Raw genomic sequence first — 16,907 nt, 5'->3', positions numbered from 1 at the left:
TGTAACCAGCCCTTCCACATTTTATTGAACAAATGCTATTCTTGAATTGCTGTTACAATACCATCTTCAAAGTAAATATATTTTCCAATACCGTAAACCCATTGTTCCTGAACACCATTTGCTGTTGTTGTACGGTTGATATCTTCTGGTTTTCCCCATGTTGATTTTACCTCTTCGGCTGTCATTCCCATTTGTATTCCCTGTTGTCTTTTTTGTTCTTTGTCCTTATTGTTTAACATTTCAGTTTCTCTTGCTGATTTATCTTCTTCTGCAACCATTTTATTAGATATTTTATTTTTTAATGATTCTATATCATTCGCATACTTACCATTATAGGAAGGGGATATGCTGTCTAGCTGTTCTTTTGCTTGATTTAAATTCCCTAATGCTGTCTCAGTTTCTCCTACTTTTCTGTTATAAATAGAATTTGCTATGGAATATTTGTACATAGAGTCCATATTAATATCATCTTTAATAATTTTGACGTCAGTTTCATCTAAATTACTATAATCATAAACTTTGCTTTTTATGCTTGACTCTATTTGTGCTTCAACTGCTCGTTTCTTCTTTTGTATGACTGCCTCGGCCTCTATTTTCTCTTTTTGAAGAAGTACCTCTTTTTGTTTGGAGATTTTATTTTTTAAATTAGTTAGGACTGGCTTTATCTCATTGTCGCATTCATTTAAAGTTTTACTTATTATTCCTTCAGTATTATTATAAAAGCCCGATTTATTGTTTTTGTCTTTTTGTTGCTCAAAAGAAATCATAGTATCTGTTAAAACAATAAGCGACTGGCTCTTATCATAATTTTTAATATCAGAAAGAACACTTTTAGCCATATTCCAATTTCCTTGTTTAATGTAGGTTAATGCTTGATTATATTTATAGCTTTTATAACCAGAATAAATACTTACTGAAATTATAAGCAACAATAGTACAACTAAAGGAATAACGATTTTAGGTGATTTAATTGTATTTTTGATATCTAAATTCATGCTTTTTACCCCCACACGTTATTTGTTATAGGATAATTTTACCTCATTTTAGAAAATTCAATAAATGTTTTCCAACAAAGTAAAACACCCAATATGTTGATAAAGTGGGGTATATGGGGAAATGCTGAATTTTAAGCGTGTGTGTTTGTATAGTAGCATGGGAAATTTTTGGGAATGTTGAGTAATCAATATTAATCAAAAGTCATTCAGAAACCATTTCTAAAATAATTTTCTGTAATCATATGTATTAATTCATTAAACTTTCCTTCTATGATAGGTTGTCCATCCTCACTGTACCAGTTCATGTCATGGTTGAAATAGAATCTCTCATAAGATTTTGTTCCATATCTGATACTGATACCATATAGTCCATCGCTGGACGGTGATATGTCCTTTATCTTCAATAGCTTCTCATCATACGGCACATGATAACTCTGTATTCGTTTATACTTTTTATATAGTCCGATGAAAAATAACCTAGCCAATGGATACACTTCATTATATTGTTCTGCATTTAATGTTCTGGTGATTGTATTCGGCTGCTGTTCATTCCGTCTATACAGATAAACTCCCTCATATTCCTTTGGAATATTCATAATATACTCAATTACCTCAATTCATACATATGTATATTTTATACACTTCTATACATTTCCCTAGAAAATTTTCATTTATAAATCTCAATTTTATTTTAGGAAATCCTATTTTTTATTTCGTAAATCCTAAATTTCTTTTCCGAATGTAACATTTCTATATATTGTTTCTTTGGGATTGCTGATTTTATCATTAATGCATAACCATATATCAAAGTCAATAGCAAATAAGAACATTATCAATCAACTATGTACTCTATAAATGGATATACACTCCTAGTTATGGCAATAGATGGTATCTAAGCATAGGCACATGACATAGATCACATCATCATTCACTTGTCAATGAAAATAAAAAATAAAATAAATTATTTTTATTAATACAACCATATATATCCAGTGAATAAGATACTGTATATTATTTCGTTTAACGTATATTATCTGAATATACTATTGCTCAATACGTTACATTGGTATATAATAAGAATATAAGGATAGTTCGATAAACGAAAGGAATGATACCCATGTCAACAGTACAACCGCTTAAAGATGTTAATGTGATTAACCAGTTCCACTCTATGCTTAAAGAACAATCTAACCGTAACGCTTTGTTATTCTCCTTTGGCCTATATAGTGGACTCCGTATAAGTGATATCCTTCCATTAACAGTAGGAGACGTTACAGGAACCCACATAACGCTTAAAGAACAGAAGACAAAGAAGAATAAGAAGTTCCACATCAACGATACGCTTAAAGAAGAATTAGACGTTTATATTAAGGATATGCAACCAGAAGATATATTGTTTCCTAGCCGTAAAGGGAATAAGCCACTCACAAGGATTCAAGCATATAGAATACTTAATGTTGTAGCTGCTCAATTGGGCTTAGAAGAGATTGGAACGCATACCCTTAGAAAGACATTCGGTTATCACGTATTTAAGAAAACAAACGATTTAACATACTTACAGAAACTATATGGTCATAGTTCCCCTGCAATTACACTAAGTTATATCGGTATCACACAAGAAGATATGGATAATTTCATGAAAACATTTAGTTTTGCTTAGAGGATACGACATAATGTCGTACCCTTTTTTATTTGTCCTTATATACTCGTTTAATCGTATTTACTGCATATAAATGGGCATCCTCTTCAGATAATCCCTTATATATAGCCATATTTAGCAATGTGATATATGTATCTGTATTAATTGTTGAAATAAATTCTTGGACTTTCACGGTAATTCCTTTCTAATAAAATAAACATTTGATTCAATTTTAGTAGTGATTAATACATAGTAATAAGACGAATACCAGCGGATTCTTGAACAGTTCCCCCCATTTTGGGGAATTCGAAATAAAATTAAAAAAACTAAAAAATAACTAAAAATATGTGAAATAAAAATAAGCGTCAAGCAAAAACACTTGACACCTTCAACTGTGGTAACATGTGTGCGGTGAATTACATACTTTTTACAATATTCACGCACTATTTACCTTAACTATTTTTAACTCTTTCACATGCCCTAAACCCTTATAAACTCTACACTTTACCCTATGTATTCCTTAACAACCTTAATTACCACCTTGATTATTTCCTAAATTATTTCCCATCTTATCTTGATTCACACCATTACTATTATTCTTATGTATAATTGTCATTCCATCCTTCTTGATCACATTACCTGTTTCATTACTATTAACTTGACCATCCAATCTATCCAATTCCTGTTGAACATCCTTAGTATAAGGTGATTGTTCAATAGCAGATTGAATGCTAAGAATACCGGATTGTACAGCACTATTAAGATTATCAACAATCTCTTTAACATTCTTCGGCTTATCTGTAATACAAACGAAATCAAGGGAATCATATGCATCTTCCCCAACTTGCTCACCATTCTTTACCATAAGATTACGCATAATCTCAAAACGTTCTTCTATTCCATCACGTAACATACGCTCATTCAATGTTGCTTTAATATCGGCAATTTGAAACATCATAGCAACTGTAACTTCTGCTACATTCGCTAAATTTTTGTTGCCCATTATTACTGAAGGCGTATTAGAAATATCAAGTAAAGCATGATATACAGCTTCATACGCTGTTTTAAACGCTGCATCACTTACGTCTGGTTGCTTAAACTCAAATGTCGAACCTTCTTGTAAATGGATTGCTACACCAACAGTAGAAGAGTCAATCGGGTCTTCAAAGTTAAACTCACCAGAAATTACAATAACTGGATTGCAAAATTTGAACACGACATCCGAAAATTTTGATAATAGTTCCTCAAGGGTATCTATAATAGGAATCCAAGCTAGAATTTCTGATTTACCAAAATTACGATCAATATCATTCTTGGACTTATAGTGGATAGGTAATCTTCCACCTACATTTGGATGAATGGACTTTGAAATAATTTCTCCACCTTTATTTGTCCATTTTTCAACCTTATCTTCTCTATAGACAGTCCAATAAGAAATACCTTCAACCGTAAAATATTCAATGAATCCTACATACTCGGAGAAATCATTATAGATTGGATATCCATTCTCAGGATGAATCATTTTAGATGTAATAAGTTTCTTATACTTGTCCCAATAAGGATATTCATAAGCATCGCCGTAATTAATTACATCACTTAGAATGTCTAAATCTTTACGATGGAATTTTCCTTTCTTATAGGTTTTAGTAAACTTTTTAGATACTGAATCCTTACCTGTAATCGTAACCGGCATTTTTAACAGGTAATTCGTTTGAAAATTCACTATATTTTTTGCATAGTCCAATACTAATTTCTTAGGTTTATACTCTTCTCCATTATAAATGAAACCTTCCCGTTTCAGGATTTCATGTTCACCGTTTAAATATGCTTTGATATCCAATACATTCCTAATTCTGTTTGTATGATATCGTCTATTCACTTCTTGCATAAACCACAATGGATCACCGTCCCACATATCAACAATATATTGATCTAATGGACTTAATTCAACTGGAACAACTTCTTCTTGATTACTTTTAAACCAACTAAGCATTTAACACCATCCCTTTATCAATTTCTAGTTCGTTGAAGATATTCAAACGATGCTTACCATTCCTGATTGCTTCAAGAGCCAATCCAGTTCCGAAAACAGTATCAAAGTGGTGGCCTTCTTTTCTTGACCTGTCATTCTCGGAGAATGTAAGCATCTGATTGAGTGTTGGTTCATCATGAATAACCATGTTGCCAAGCTCCCACTCTTCCTTAAATGTATGTAACATGGTACTCCTGGCTGTTGCACTTGAAATCCATCCTTCTGGACGTTTCCCGTTTTTATCGTTTAATCGCCTCTTCATTTTGTAAAGATTACGATATTTGATTTCATGCTTTAACTTTTCTAAAACGGTATATCCCACTCCATTTGCTTCAACACAAACAAGAGAATAATTATACCAAGTCGCTAATACTGCAATAATGTCTGCTAATTGTCTAGGTGGGATTACATTTGTCCTAAATACGGCAAGCTGCTCTTTATCCTTATTAAAGATCGAAACGACGCTTGAGTCCTGTCCCATACCTTGTGATACGTCCACGCCCATATATGTACCAAATAAACGATTGCAATATAAAATCCTCATATGTTCATCACGTTGCAATCTAATTTCGTCCATTTCTTCATCTGTAATCGTTCGTTTAGGCAATTCATAAATAAATAGCGATTTATTTAAATATGGCTTTAATTCTTCCGGTAATCCCTCAACGGTCTGTAATGGCTTTTTATCAAGATTCTTGATTGCCTCCATTACTGAATCCTCTTCAAAGAATTTTTCAGAACTTCCGATAAATGACTCCATATAGTGACTTGGATTCTCTTGCTTAAACTTCTTAATGTCTTTTGGATTACCAAAATTCGTTTTCATTCTTCGCCAATAAATAAAGTCCATATCTTTACATTCTCTGTAGATACGGACTTCATCACCTTCAAGATCATTTTCAGTTAATTCCCTACCATATTTCTTTATACATAAGTCCTTCGCAAGTTTTAGATCATTTTCATTTAACATACGGTAAGCAGAAGAATAATAAGGAAAGAAGAATGCTTTATATTTACTGTTTCCACTCCATGAATCACGGAATAACTCAAAGTGATAATTAAAACCATTTGAGGTTGATTCAATAAACAAAACGGCTTCAGGATCATTCTTTAATAGTGAGTCCTCCATACTGGTAAGAATCTTTTCGTGTTGGTCATCAGAATAAAAAGCAAACTCCGAAAGAAGGATTCCCGAAAAACTGCCCCCTCTACCCTTTTGACCACTTCCCACCTCTTCAACATAGATGATTGAACCATTATCAAATTTATGTCCCTCTCGACTTACTTTAACTTGTGGGACAAACTCAGCGTATTCATCTTTTTCCCCTGCTTTATTCTTCATCTTAGGTAAGGAATCCATCATGCCACGTAATTTATCATCAAGAATCTTTTTACTGTTCTCGTTATGTACAAATATCATATATGCAGAATTGGGCTTACGTGCTGCTTGTGCTACAAAATAACTTAGGACACTTACAGAAACTCCCAATTGTCTCGGCTTGGAAATAATTGAAAAACGTTGTTTATTTTCCATTAATTCTACTTGTTGGTCATGATATTTAAATGGAACCATTTCACCAGCCATATCAGGAATTTTTTATAAATGTCTCCACCCATTTTATAGGGTTGTCCATTGCCTCCTTGATATGTTTAGGCATCTTAGATTTCTTATTTGCCTTTGGTTTTGTAAATAAACTCATTTAATCACCTCCTTTACTCCGTATCCTCATCTTCTTCAAGATTGCTTGCAAATGCTTCCATTAATTGTTCTGCTTCTTTCTCAATTTGTTTGGTTAAATCCCTATGTAATTTAGCACTTTGAACGTCACCAGATTTTGCTTGTTCTGTGATTTTGTCATACACTTGCTTACTATCATCAGCCACAAGAGAAGCAAGATAAATTTTAACCAATGCACGATATTCCCCTGTTCTCTCCCATTTAAGAAGGGAATCTAAACTTTTCCGTCCAATACTATGTAAAAATTCCTTTTCTGTCTTAGGTGTTTCATTTTTCTCATTATGATAATAAAGACCAAACTTCCATCGAAAATAATTAGCTCGGCAGTATTCCTTTTTTCCCTGTAACTCTAAATGCTTTAATATAGAATAAATATCCATAAATATCTTCCTCCAATTTAATAAGAAAAATAAAAAAGAGGACTGTGCAGATTTGCCGAGTCCTCAGATTTATAAATTCTCTAATGCTTTTTCAATTGTTTCCTTGTCAACAAACGTCCGATTAGCAAACATTCCAACATCACATAAACGCATATATTCATCAACTGATTCTAAATATTTTTTAGTATGAACAACCTGCTCCATGTCGCTTACATTATCCATTTGTATCTTCGCTTTATCCATTTCGGCTTTCGCTGCTTTCCGTAACTCGACAACATTATAATACCTATGTCTTAACTCTTCTTTTGTATATAATTTTTTCCCCATACTATGCTTCCTTCCATAGAGAGTCACCCATTTTATCAAACTGATAATAAGTCCAATTAGAAGGATTATCATTTACTTCAATAACACAATGGGTATCACACTCTTTAAAGTAGTAAATCCTTTTCACACAAGAAAAAAGATTAATATTGGATTTTATATAGTATTCATAATCAAAATCCATTACGGGGCATCCGTGAAGAATGTCTTCTATGTATTTCATAATTGTTTTAAATGGAACATCACCACTTGTTTCTAATCTGCTCCATTTACCTTCCTGGGTTATATAATCAGCCACCTTGTACAATTTTTCTTTTAGTTTTGAGGTATCTATGCAGAACGTAACTACATTCCCTAAATAATTGTTACCCGATGTCATGATTAATGGAGTTAGAAAATAGGTGGGATGAACAGATAAAAATAATTGCCCTAAATCATTACTGGTGAAATATTCGGATTGGGCAATATCCACACTGTTCATTCTTCTATCTTTTACCTTTAGTTCTGCATCCTTTAAAATAAGAGAAGCATTCTTTAAGTTCGTGGAATGATATAGAATGTCTGGATTAGATTTAAATACGTTTGTTTCCATATGCACCACAAATTTATCTATTCGTTTTTTATTTTGTTTATAAAGCTCCGTCATAAAATTAATATTATCAGGAAGATTGTATACTTCATCATTCCTAAGCTGGTCATCAATAAGACCATATAGATTATTTTCGTCCACTATGTATGTATAAAAGGCATCCATTGACATTCTTTTGCTATTCATTGCTCAATTCCCCTAAACATTTATCTATTTCTTCTTCCGTTAGATATGTCACCTCATACCTATAAAAATCTCGTGCTTTCCTTGCCTCATCTACATGATGTTGTATTTTCTTTCTTAATTTCTCTGCTTTCTTTTTTGGGGCAGTTTGTAATTCTTCTCCCATTTCATTTAACTTTGCAATGGCTTCATCCGTAGTTAATGATTCAAAATATTCCCTCTCTTTAACGTATGCGACAAATATTTCATTAGCAGAAGCATATTTATCCATGTTCATTACACCCCTTGACCAGTTAATTTATTTCTTGAACTCCCTAATTTATAAAGTTTCCACTCATCTTCGCCACATAAATCTATGACACAATTTGTATCTAACAATTTGATATGATAAATACGTTTTACATACTCAAGAGGAATATCACTTGTGCTAAAATATTCAACCTCATTTAATACTGGACACCCTAAATATTCCTCTACATATTGTAAAACCTTTGCATTGGGGATACTGGCAGGGGTTTCAAGATACGCTTCTTTAATTTCCTTTGTGACATAACTAAATCTTTTATGTAAGTCATTCATTATTTTGTTTTTATCAATACAAAAAATAAGAGCATCACCCATATAGTTTTTGCTGCCTACTCCACAAATCTGACTCATAAAAAAACCAACAGTAGGAGATAAAAACACCTTCCCAATGCTGGAAAACATGTCATCATCGTTTATTCTTTTAATGCCATTCTCATCATTTCTTGTCTTAATACTATGAGACATAAGGATATTAAAGCCGTGGCTTATTGGTGTAGTATGGTAAAGAATATCATCATGTATAGAAGATGTATTAAATATTTCTTCCTCTACTTTGCTTAAATACTCGGTTATAACACGATTTGCATGGATATAAAAATCTTGAGCAACCCTTGTTTTATAATGTTTTTTATTTTCCGGGTCTGTATTGACTGTAACATCATCTTTAGCAGAACGTTCCATTTCCTTTTTAAATAAACCCATCAATGCCCACTTATTTTGTAGTCCTAAATCCTGTACATTCAATCCATTAGTATTCATTTGCTTTTTGTCTCCTCAATTAAACGATCTAATGTAGCGGATAATTCTTCATCTGTATATTCTGGAATAGATTCTAAATCCACCCCACTATCTGTAAGCATTTGATCTAAACGTGACTTGTTTTCCTTTAAAAGAGAAAGATTGAGTTCCATTTCTTTTACATGTTCCCTCGTCTCTTTTGTACTTTCCTTTACTTCTTCTGTTACTTTCTGAATCGAATTGATTCTTGACTTGACGTAATCACGAAAAGCATCATGTTCTTCTCTTGATTCCTTCGCTATTTGCTCCAAAGATTTAAATTCTTCAGTTAATTTCTTATCCATTAGGTTTAACCCTCCATTAGTTTATTAATTTAAGAATTTTTGAACCCCTTGACCATTAATTTTCCTATCCAATTCCTCAACATAATGCGATAAAGTTACGACATAACCACTAACCTCTTTGAAATTGTCACGAATTTTAAACATGTCTTCCTCAATGCTTTCTAATTTCTTAATGATTAATTTTAAGTCCGACTGTAAGTCATTGTTTTGGCTCATCATTAAATCTCCTTGTTTATTTTTTATTGTTCCTGTAATAAATTCTTGAATTTCTCTTTATCTAGTTAACCTTTTAAAAATCTATATTGTTTCCATTTACCTTCTTCTATTTGCTCATATACTTCACAGAGATTTAATTCTTTTACATGGTAAATCCGTTTCACTTTAGACAAAGGTAAATCACCATTTATAAATAACTCAGATAAATCCATATTGCCATTGCCAAAATCTTTTATTTTGTAATCAGCATCACTTAAATCAGCGACAAAGGTAACTACATTTCCGTGATAATTAGCACATCCCCAATATTCGGACATTGCCCAAAGTAACATATTGTAAAAGTAAGTAGCCCAATGAGAAAAATACAATCGGTTATAATCATTCGTCGTTGCGTTTCTATTCGATTGAAGCATTTCATCATTAAGGATTCGATATGCCCGATTTAAAAAAGTAGAATGGTATTTGTCCGTATCCTTTGCAACAAAAAAAGACGCCTCTAATTCCTCGACATCCTTCTCTAATCCTGCATAAAATAGGGGACTCATCACCAATTTCGCCTCATAAGTTTCCCTATATTCTGGTGTATTTTTAATAACTAAATCCATTGCATCATAATGAATTGAATCTTGGAAAAACTGTTTCTTTACTTCATCGAAAAGAACGATTTTCGTACTTTCAATTCTATCCTTAATGGGTTTCCTGCCTTTTTTATTATCTAATGCGATACCGATGATTGTTAAATAAGCATATTGGAGGCCATGTAATTCCGTTGAATCATCATTTTCAAACTCAATAATCTCATTTTCTTCCATACCTGTTTTCTTTGCCATCGTTTCAATGCTAATTCCTAATAGCTCCCTATATTGACGCAAATTTGAACCATTCAATTTCTCCATAATAAATCCTCCCGTTTAGCTTATCGAACTGTTAATAAATGTTCTCCACCATTTTTTGTTTCTTCAAGAATAGAAAATCTGATTTGATTTTTATAAGGCAGTACACTTGTAAAAAGGTTTGGGCTTTTTCTAACGTATTTCATCTTGTTATTGTCTAAATTATTATCATTCTTACTGATTCTTGGTGTTCTGAATGAAGCAATTTCAATAAACTTGCCATCCGGTAAAGATAAATCCATTCTAGGAAATACCTCTTCCTGCAATTGATCTAAATTGATTGTGCTACGCATATAACCCTCAGAATCAATCCATATACGTCCATTTCTAGCTGTAATATTGTATTGATCCATGAATTTATAAAAGTCATTCCTGGGCTTATTTAAAACATCTGAGATACATTCAAAATCTAACTCTTTCATAAACTGTTTTGCCATATGTCCGAACGATTCAGATTTACCAGCGACAAACATAGCATCTACACACCATAGAAACATCTTCTGACTTTCTATAAGCGTTTTAGGGCTGCCATCTTCCCTTCTAAATAAATCATAGTAAGAAGCAATTTGTATGGCTGTACTAATCGCTCGTTTCTTTTGACTGTATGTAATTCGATTACCGTCACTTCTCATTGCACCGACAATTTGATTTAAGTTTGCACATTCGGGATTCTCTATGTCTTGTGGACACATTTTCGTTAAATGATTTCCCCAACATTTAATCCATTTATCTTTTTCATATTGATAAATCACATCTAAATCCACGGCAAGTAGCTGATCTAGATTAAAACTCTTTAAATCAACCGATTCATGGGCATATAATTTACCATAATTAAAGAAAAATTTTGTCTCATAATCCATCAAGCAATTCAGCATTGCACATGAAAAGAATGAATCAATATCGGGACTCATCATCATTTTGTATTTCCCTTTTTCCTCATTGGCACAATGAACAGGATATTTAGCTTTGATATCTTGTTGCATAGAATACGTGAAGAACTAAACACGCATTCCCTTATCCCACAAAGTTCACTAGACACGACATTGAAATAAAATTAAATAAAAAATTCTCCTTATGTGTGGGTACATAAGGAGAACTATGTTTTAACACTCTTCACTTTTTCACCTCCATTGGTTTATTTATCACTCTCTTTTTTCTTCATAATCTGTAATAAATTTCTCGTACAATTTAACCTTTACTTCACTCATGTATGATTCTCCACGCTCATACTTAGAAATAAGGGCTTGCGAACACCCTATATATTCTGCTACGGTTTTTGCCTGAAGTTTTTTACGTCTACGCAATGTAACAAATTGTTCTCTTTTTTCCATTTCCACCTGACTAATTTTCTTCATTTCCTTGCCTCCTGATTTTTACCTTTGAAATTATTTAAAATAATTGGTTTCAACTGTCCGTCATTACAACATTTATCAATCATTTTCAATTTGCTTGTAATTTCATCAACCGTTTCCAACATGCTTGTAATGTTCATACAATGACTACAATAAAATCGAATGGATTTCATACTTTTTCAACACCTTTAGTTATAAAATTGAATAAAAAAAAATAAAAAGAAGACAAGGTTTCCCCTGCCTTCTCATGTTATGTATTAATTAAGCTGTAACTTTCAAAGAAGCTGCTGCTTTACTATTAAGAAGTTTAAGTCCAACTTGAGTTTCAATGTAGATTGCTGTTTTAGAGCCATTAGCACCTTGAACAACACCTTGGAAAGGAATTAATTCAGGAAGCTCAAAGAAATCAGGATTCGCAACAAACATTTCGTTTGTAGTCATTTTTGGAACGTCAATAAATGTTACATCTCCAAAAGCAGAAGAATAGATACTAACATCGAAACCAAGCATCTTTTCACGAGCAAGGAACGTAACAACACCAAAACTATTAATTTTCTTTTTCATGAAAGCATTACAGAAAACGATTTGATTGTAGTTAACTCCTGCATCATAAGTTTTAGAAAGCATAGTTTCAAAATCATCTGCAACAAGAGCCGTAGTAGTTACACGGTTTGCAGCATTAATAAGATTGAATACTCCATCTGTAGTGTAGGTTCCGGTAGCGAAACCTTTTGTACCATGAAGAAGTTTGTCTTCGATTCGACGTTTAAGAGAAGAAGTTTTGTTCGCCACTTCGTAATTCATCAAATCTGTAATACCACTCGCTGTAGATGCTTGTGCAGTATGCGTTACTTCTGCTGTAGCACCAAAAAGTTCCAAATTGTTATTCATTGGGCTTAGAGTGTCCTTTTTGTATGCTGGACGATCTCCACCCTCTTGCATTGTTACTGCTGTTGTCTCATCAATTTCTTTTTCAATCCAGTTCACCGTTGCTCCTGCTGCTGATACAGTTTTAGCAAGAAGCAAGTTAAGAAAAGGAGTTCTTTCTGGGTTAACGTCAATCAACCCTTGTTTTAAATCATGCACCTGACCAACAACATAATCGCTACTAGAAAATCCCATAATATAATACCTCCAATAATTTTTTTAAATGAATATATAATTAAAATCTAGAAATTTTACTTCCTAGATAATAACGCTCCAAACATGCCTTTATAATCACCATTCTTTTTTGCAGTTTCATAAGCATCTGCTTTCTTACCTGCATTGGCGTCACCTTCTGGCTGATAACCATTGTTTAAATCACGTTGATTGAGAAGTTTCTTAAATGCATCAATAGAAGCATTCACTTCTTCAATTGTTGAACCGCTGATAAACTGTTTAAAATCAGAAAGTTCCGACTTTTGTAAAGCTAAATCAACCTTTTCAGAGAAGATTTCTGCTCTATCCTTTTCAATTTGTAATTGATCAGGAGTTTTATCAACTGGTTTATATTGTTCCAGTTCCTTAATTTGTGCTTTAAGCTGTTCAATTTCGCTCAATAACTCTTGTTTACCATCTTGAACAAGAGTATTGACTTCTTCCTCCGTGAAAGTTTTACCCTTCGCTTCATCAGAAGGTGGTTGTTCTTCCTCTTTCTTATCCTCAACCTTGCCCTGCTCCTGCGTTTCTTCTTGCTTTTGTTCTTCTTGTTTACCCTGCTCCTCTTGCTTTTGGTCAATAACCTCTTCTGTTTGCTTTTCTTCGTTCTCCATTATTTAACCCCCTTTATTTTTTCGGCAAAAATATCATCAACGATATAAAAATTTCTTAATAAAATAAAAATCTTATATCCTTCTTTTCTTAATTCTTCAATGGAACTCTTATAATCTTGTCCATTGATTTTATGCAAATGCCCATCACTGAAATTTGCACCTTCTTCTTTTAAAGCAAGAATAAAGTTATGACCTACACCTTCCATATAACCTACGCCGTAATCAAATTCAGACATTGTATGACTCTCCTTTATTTCCACTATTTTAAATGTTTATCAAATATTTCCTTAATACCTTCGATTCCAACTTGCTCTCTAATCGTTGAATAGGTTTCTTTTACTTCCTTTGACAATTGAGTTTGCATATATTTATAGTCATCAATCGGAATAATTTTCATTAAACCAGCGTATTGACCATCTAATTTATTCAATGAATCAATTTTAGAAAATAAACTTTCAACCAGTGTTTCATCTAATTGAACTTTTTGTTCTACTACTTTTTTTGCTTTAGCCATGACTAACCACCCTATCTTTAAATGTATAAACAGACCATGAATCATCATCCACTCTGTTGTAAAGTTGATGTACTTGATACCCTTTAATAAAATAAAACCGATTTATTTTAGATAATGGCAAATCCTGTTCAATAGTAATCTCAATATGTGGAGATCGTTCAAGATCAGGATGCTTCGATTTTATATAGGCATGTAACACTTTATCCGGCAAGAATGGACTATAATCTTCCCACCCTATATGTTTCATGTAGTCAATATCACTGATATTACAACTGAAAGTAATCATGTTACCTGTATAGTTAAGGGATTCCAGCCATTCATTACTCCATAAGGTTAGAACGTGATAGAAATAAGTCGGTGATTCATGAGAGAAATATAGTTTTGGTTCCCTTACCTGGCGAATAGCCCCATCCTCTAAAATTTTCAATGACTTTGGTAAACTCGTTGAATGAAAAACACTTTTGGCAAATCCATTTTCAAAATCATCAACCCTTTTTGGATTTGTGAAATTCTCAAAGGAAAGGATATCTTCTTCAATGGATTTATAATCTGACACCATATGTTGAAAAGCTAACTTTTTTAAAAAAAGTTCTTTAGATTCATCTTCTCGAATCGCTTCATCCATTGCTGAAAGATAATTTATATAACCCTTTAATTCTTTCATCACTTCATTCCGATTCATGAAAACAATATTGACTATATTCTCCCGGTCTAATAACGCCACATTACTCACCTCCTTTAATTTTTTAACTCTATAAAACTAAACGGGAATAATCCCCTTCTTATAAAAAATGGCGATACAAATGATATGCATCGCTTAATAGCCATTCAAGAATTTATTACAGAGACAATGGAAGCGTCCATTAGTCAATGCTTACTTAACCTTAAACATTCAATAAGACACGCTTATAAAAAGTCGTATAGAGTGGGATTCCTGCTGTTGAACCCCACCTATACATACATACTTTGGAGGTAAATCTAAATGATAAACTCAACTATTAAAACAATATTGTTGAAATTTATACACTTTGTTCGCTCCTACTGTCTAAGGATAGGATTGAACATACATAAGAATCAAAAATTCTGGAAGTATTTACAAAAGTCATCAACCTGCTCGTAAAAGTCAATGAAACTTCCTGCCTTAACATTATAAAATCCAATGCTCCAACAAAGGATAATCATAATGCTAATGACTACTAACAACTTATTGAACTTGCTACATCTAAAATCGTCTAAAACTTATGAGTTTCTAATGCTCCAACAAAAGAAACACACATGCTTTATTTGGTACTATTGTGCTCTTCAAACAAGCGAAGGGAACTCCACGCAAATTCCCTTCATTCTATATCACTGGCTTTATATTAGAGTGATACACAATGAAAGGAAAAGGATGAATGTGTTAGAGAATGACATACCATTACCACTCTCTAACACGCCCATAAATACTTAGAATCGAACATTCTAAAAAGGGGAGATTGGATATATGAACAAAACATATTCCATTTTATGCCATGCCAAAGGGAGAATGTGGGAGAACACGTTCGACATGACACAAAATGCAATATGCTTTAAGGATTGCCCATACATTTAAGACAATCCTCATTAGAGTTTTATCATTTAATCTCCTCTATCGGCATATCTGATTCTTTAAATTCTTCATTAAACCATTTACGATATAGTTTAATTGATTCTGTATCTCTGAAATTGAAACTTTTCGTTTCTCTTGTACGAGTTCGTCCTTTTTGCATGAAGGAAACCGTATTCGCTTGATAGTTGAAAATGACATAATCATCAAATTCAACATTGTCATAGACACCCGTAACATAACTAAACCATGATTCAAACCCTGTTGATTTCTTGCAAATACCATGTACAAAATCATATAGCATCGAAACGAATGCTTCTGATTCTGGCGTTTTATCAATAGTTTCGGCAATCATGTAATATTCAATTTTAGATGAAAAGCAACCTAATCCACTAGCAATATCATCCATACTGATATTGTAACTGTACATAACTAATCTAAGTTCATGTTGAAAACTATAAGCCATTATTAGTTTACCTCCATTTGTAATTTCACTCCGACCATACCCATTCGAGAAATTCCCGATCATTTATAACTGTTGCAGAATTAATACAATTAACATTTTCATCGTCAACTTCCTTTACAACGGTAAAAGATAACCCTTTGTCATTGACGACTCGAATATATACCTTCCTTTTCGGCATATTTACATCACATTCCGTTCTCCTAATAAGAGGAATAAAAATTAAGGGAAAGGACTAACCTTCCCCACAAGTGAGAGTGATTATATGAATAAGACACAATTAGCAACAATAGAATTAAATCCTATTAATCACAATTGTCATTAGTTTGGTGGCGGACGCCACCCTTAACTCTTTTTTCTTCTAAAAAGTTGATCAAATAAAATAGGGTTTTTATTCAAAAGTATATAATCCCTGGTCATTGAAGTTTGTTTCCTTCTTTGCTTTATCCCAAATCGCTCTAGTATAGGGATTGTGGAAAACTCTTTTAATCTTTGTCCCTTGAAATTCTGCTTTGTAGTTCTGAATAAATCTTTTATATAGCTGCCTTGCATACCCTTTACTTTGATGTTCCTTGTCTATCTCAATATTAGTAATGTAGATAATTTTGTTGTTCCTTAAAAATTCCCTTTCTTCCTTAGTCCAGCCGAAATGTTCCATATACCCATATTCAAAAGTAAGTTTTCCGATAATCATTCCACGAATTTCAGCATCAATCATATATGTCACTTTACCTGTTTCTTCATTAGTCACACTAAAAATAGGTGTTCTAATTCGTTCCGGTGTTGCCTTAACCTTTTTAATTAGCTCTGTAATTATGTTCATACTATGTATTCCTCCATTAGTTTAGTTTTAAAAGATAAG

General features: G+C 32.7%; 21 protein-coding genes. 1 reads left to right on the top strand and 20 read right to left on the bottom strand.

Going from position 1 to position 16,907, the window contains the following annotated elements; translation table 11 throughout:
* Positions 1 to 35: 35 nt before the first annotated feature.
* Positions 36 to 995 (bottom strand): hypothetical protein, encoded by a 960-nt coding sequence (locus MBEAL2_RS29195; protein WP_052947650.1) that lies wholly within the window; start codon positions 993 to 995, stop codon positions 36 to 38.
* A gap of 1,117 nt (positions 996 to 2,112) precedes the next feature.
* Between MBEAL2_RS29195 and MBEAL2_RS10270 the strand changes: the two genes are divergently transcribed.
* Positions 2,113 to 2,655, top strand: a complete 543-nt coding sequence (locus MBEAL2_RS10270; protein WP_047152187.1) for a site-specific integrase — start codon at positions 2,113 to 2,115, stop codon at positions 2,653 to 2,655.
* A gap of 508 nt (positions 2,656 to 3,163) precedes the next feature.
* Here MBEAL2_RS10270 and MBEAL2_RS10265 read toward each other — a convergent pair.
* The 19 genes from MBEAL2_RS10265 to MBEAL2_RS10175 form a co-directional block, all read right to left on the bottom strand.
* Positions 3,164 to 4,627 carry a phage portal protein gene (locus tag MBEAL2_RS10265; protein WP_052947649.1) on the bottom strand — a complete coding sequence of 488 codons (1,464 nt, stop codon included), beginning with the start codon at positions 4,625 to 4,627 and terminating at the stop codon, positions 3,164 to 3,166.
* A complete protein-coding gene (locus MBEAL2_RS10260; RefSeq protein ID WP_047152186.1) occupies positions 4,620 to 6,251 on the bottom strand; it encodes a phage terminase large subunit family protein in 1,632 nt (543 codons plus the stop codon). Before MBEAL2_RS10260 ends, MBEAL2_RS10265 begins: the two co-directional genes overlap by 8 nt.
* Positions 6,252 to 6,379: 128 nt before the next feature.
* Positions 6,380 to 6,784 carry a hypothetical protein gene (locus MBEAL2_RS10255; protein ID WP_052947648.1) on the bottom strand — a complete coding sequence of 135 codons (405 nt, stop codon included), beginning with the start codon at positions 6,782 to 6,784 and terminating at the stop codon, positions 6,380 to 6,382.
* Positions 6,785 to 6,853: 69 nt separating this feature from the next.
* Positions 6,854 to 7,111, bottom strand: a complete 258-nt coding sequence (locus MBEAL2_RS10250; RefSeq protein WP_047152185.1) for a hypothetical protein — start codon at positions 7,109 to 7,111, stop codon at positions 6,854 to 6,856.
* Position 7,112: 1 nt separating this feature from the next.
* Positions 7,113 to 7,883: a hypothetical protein gene (locus tag MBEAL2_RS10245; RefSeq protein ID WP_047152184.1), complete on the bottom strand. Its 771-nt coding sequence runs from the start codon at positions 7,881 to 7,883 to the stop codon at positions 7,113 to 7,115.
* The gene (locus MBEAL2_RS10240) at positions 7,876 to 8,151 is read right to left on the bottom strand and encodes a hypothetical protein (RefSeq protein ID WP_152667749.1); all 276 of its coding nucleotides are present in this window, start codon (positions 8,149 to 8,151) and stop codon (positions 7,876 to 7,878) included. The genes MBEAL2_RS10245 and MBEAL2_RS10240 overlap by 8 nt, the downstream gene beginning before the upstream one ends.
* Positions 8,152 to 8,156: 5 nt before the next feature.
* On the bottom strand, positions 8,157 to 8,945 hold the full coding sequence (locus tag MBEAL2_RS10235; RefSeq protein WP_047152182.1) for a hypothetical protein: 789 nt from the start codon (positions 8,943 to 8,945) through the stop codon (positions 8,157 to 8,159).
* A complete protein-coding gene (locus tag MBEAL2_RS10230; RefSeq protein WP_047152181.1) occupies positions 8,942 to 9,268 on the bottom strand; it encodes a hypothetical protein in 327 nt (108 codons plus the stop codon). The genes MBEAL2_RS10235 and MBEAL2_RS10230 overlap by 4 nt, the downstream gene beginning before the upstream one ends.
* 24 nt (positions 9,269 to 9,292) lie before the next feature.
* The gene (locus MBEAL2_RS10225; RefSeq protein ID WP_152667748.1) at positions 9,293 to 9,487 is read right to left on the bottom strand and encodes a hypothetical protein; all 195 of its coding nucleotides are present in this window, start codon (positions 9,485 to 9,487) and stop codon (positions 9,293 to 9,295) included.
* Positions 9,488 to 9,549: 62 nt separating this feature from the next.
* A complete protein-coding gene (locus MBEAL2_RS10220; protein ID WP_047152179.1) occupies positions 9,550 to 10,380 on the bottom strand; it encodes a hypothetical protein in 831 nt (276 codons plus the stop codon).
* 20 nt (positions 10,381 to 10,400) lie between these two features.
* On the bottom strand, positions 10,401 to 11,360 hold the full coding sequence (locus MBEAL2_RS10215) for a hypothetical protein (RefSeq protein WP_047152178.1): 960 nt from the start codon (positions 11,358 to 11,360) through the stop codon (positions 10,401 to 10,403).
* A gap of 159 nt (positions 11,361 to 11,519) precedes the next feature.
* A complete protein-coding gene (locus tag MBEAL2_RS10210) occupies positions 11,520 to 11,732 on the bottom strand; it encodes a helix-turn-helix domain-containing protein (protein ID WP_052947647.1) in 213 nt (70 codons plus the stop codon).
* Positions 11,733 to 11,990: 258 nt separating this feature from the next.
* Positions 11,991 to 12,851 carry an SU10 major capsid protein gene (locus tag MBEAL2_RS10205; RefSeq protein WP_047152177.1) on the bottom strand — a complete coding sequence of 287 codons (861 nt, stop codon included), beginning with the start codon at positions 12,849 to 12,851 and terminating at the stop codon, positions 11,991 to 11,993.
* Positions 12,852 to 12,907: 56 nt separating this feature from the next.
* On the bottom strand, positions 12,908 to 13,483 hold the full coding sequence (locus tag MBEAL2_RS10200; protein WP_047152176.1) for a kinetochore Spc7 family protein: 576 nt from the start codon (positions 13,481 to 13,483) through the stop codon (positions 12,908 to 12,910).
* Positions 13,483 to 13,719 (bottom strand): hypothetical protein, encoded by a 237-nt coding sequence (locus MBEAL2_RS10195; protein ID WP_047152175.1) that lies wholly within the window; start codon positions 13,717 to 13,719, stop codon positions 13,483 to 13,485. Before MBEAL2_RS10195 ends, MBEAL2_RS10200 begins: the two co-directional genes overlap by 1 nt.
* A 23-nt stretch (positions 13,720 to 13,742) precedes the next feature.
* Complete coding sequence (locus MBEAL2_RS10190; protein ID WP_047152174.1) at positions 13,743 to 13,997, bottom strand: hypothetical protein; 255 nt, start codon at positions 13,995 to 13,997, stop codon at positions 13,743 to 13,745.
* The gene (locus MBEAL2_RS10185; protein WP_047152173.1) at positions 13,990 to 14,721 is read right to left on the bottom strand and encodes a hypothetical protein; all 732 of its coding nucleotides are present in this window, start codon (positions 14,719 to 14,721) and stop codon (positions 13,990 to 13,992) included. Before MBEAL2_RS10185 ends, MBEAL2_RS10190 begins: the two co-directional genes overlap by 8 nt.
* 889 nt (positions 14,722 to 15,610) lie before the next feature.
* Positions 15,611 to 16,048 (bottom strand): hypothetical protein, encoded by a 438-nt coding sequence (locus MBEAL2_RS10180; protein WP_047152172.1) that lies wholly within the window; start codon positions 16,046 to 16,048, stop codon positions 15,611 to 15,613.
* Between the two features lie 388 nt (positions 16,049 to 16,436).
* Positions 16,437 to 16,868: a GNAT family N-acetyltransferase gene (locus MBEAL2_RS10175; RefSeq protein WP_047152171.1), complete on the bottom strand. Its 432-nt coding sequence runs from the start codon at positions 16,866 to 16,868 to the stop codon at positions 16,437 to 16,439.
* Positions 16,869 to 16,907: the final 39 nt, after the last annotated feature.

The organism is Aneurinibacillus tyrosinisolvens (assembly GCF_001015055.1).
GTDB classification, from domain to species: Bacteria; Bacillota; Bacilli; order Aneurinibacillales; family Aneurinibacillaceae; genus Aneurinibacillus_A; species Aneurinibacillus_A tyrosinisolvens.
Note: the sequence above shows the minus strand (reverse complement) of the source record. Positions and strands in the feature narration are given on the sequence as shown.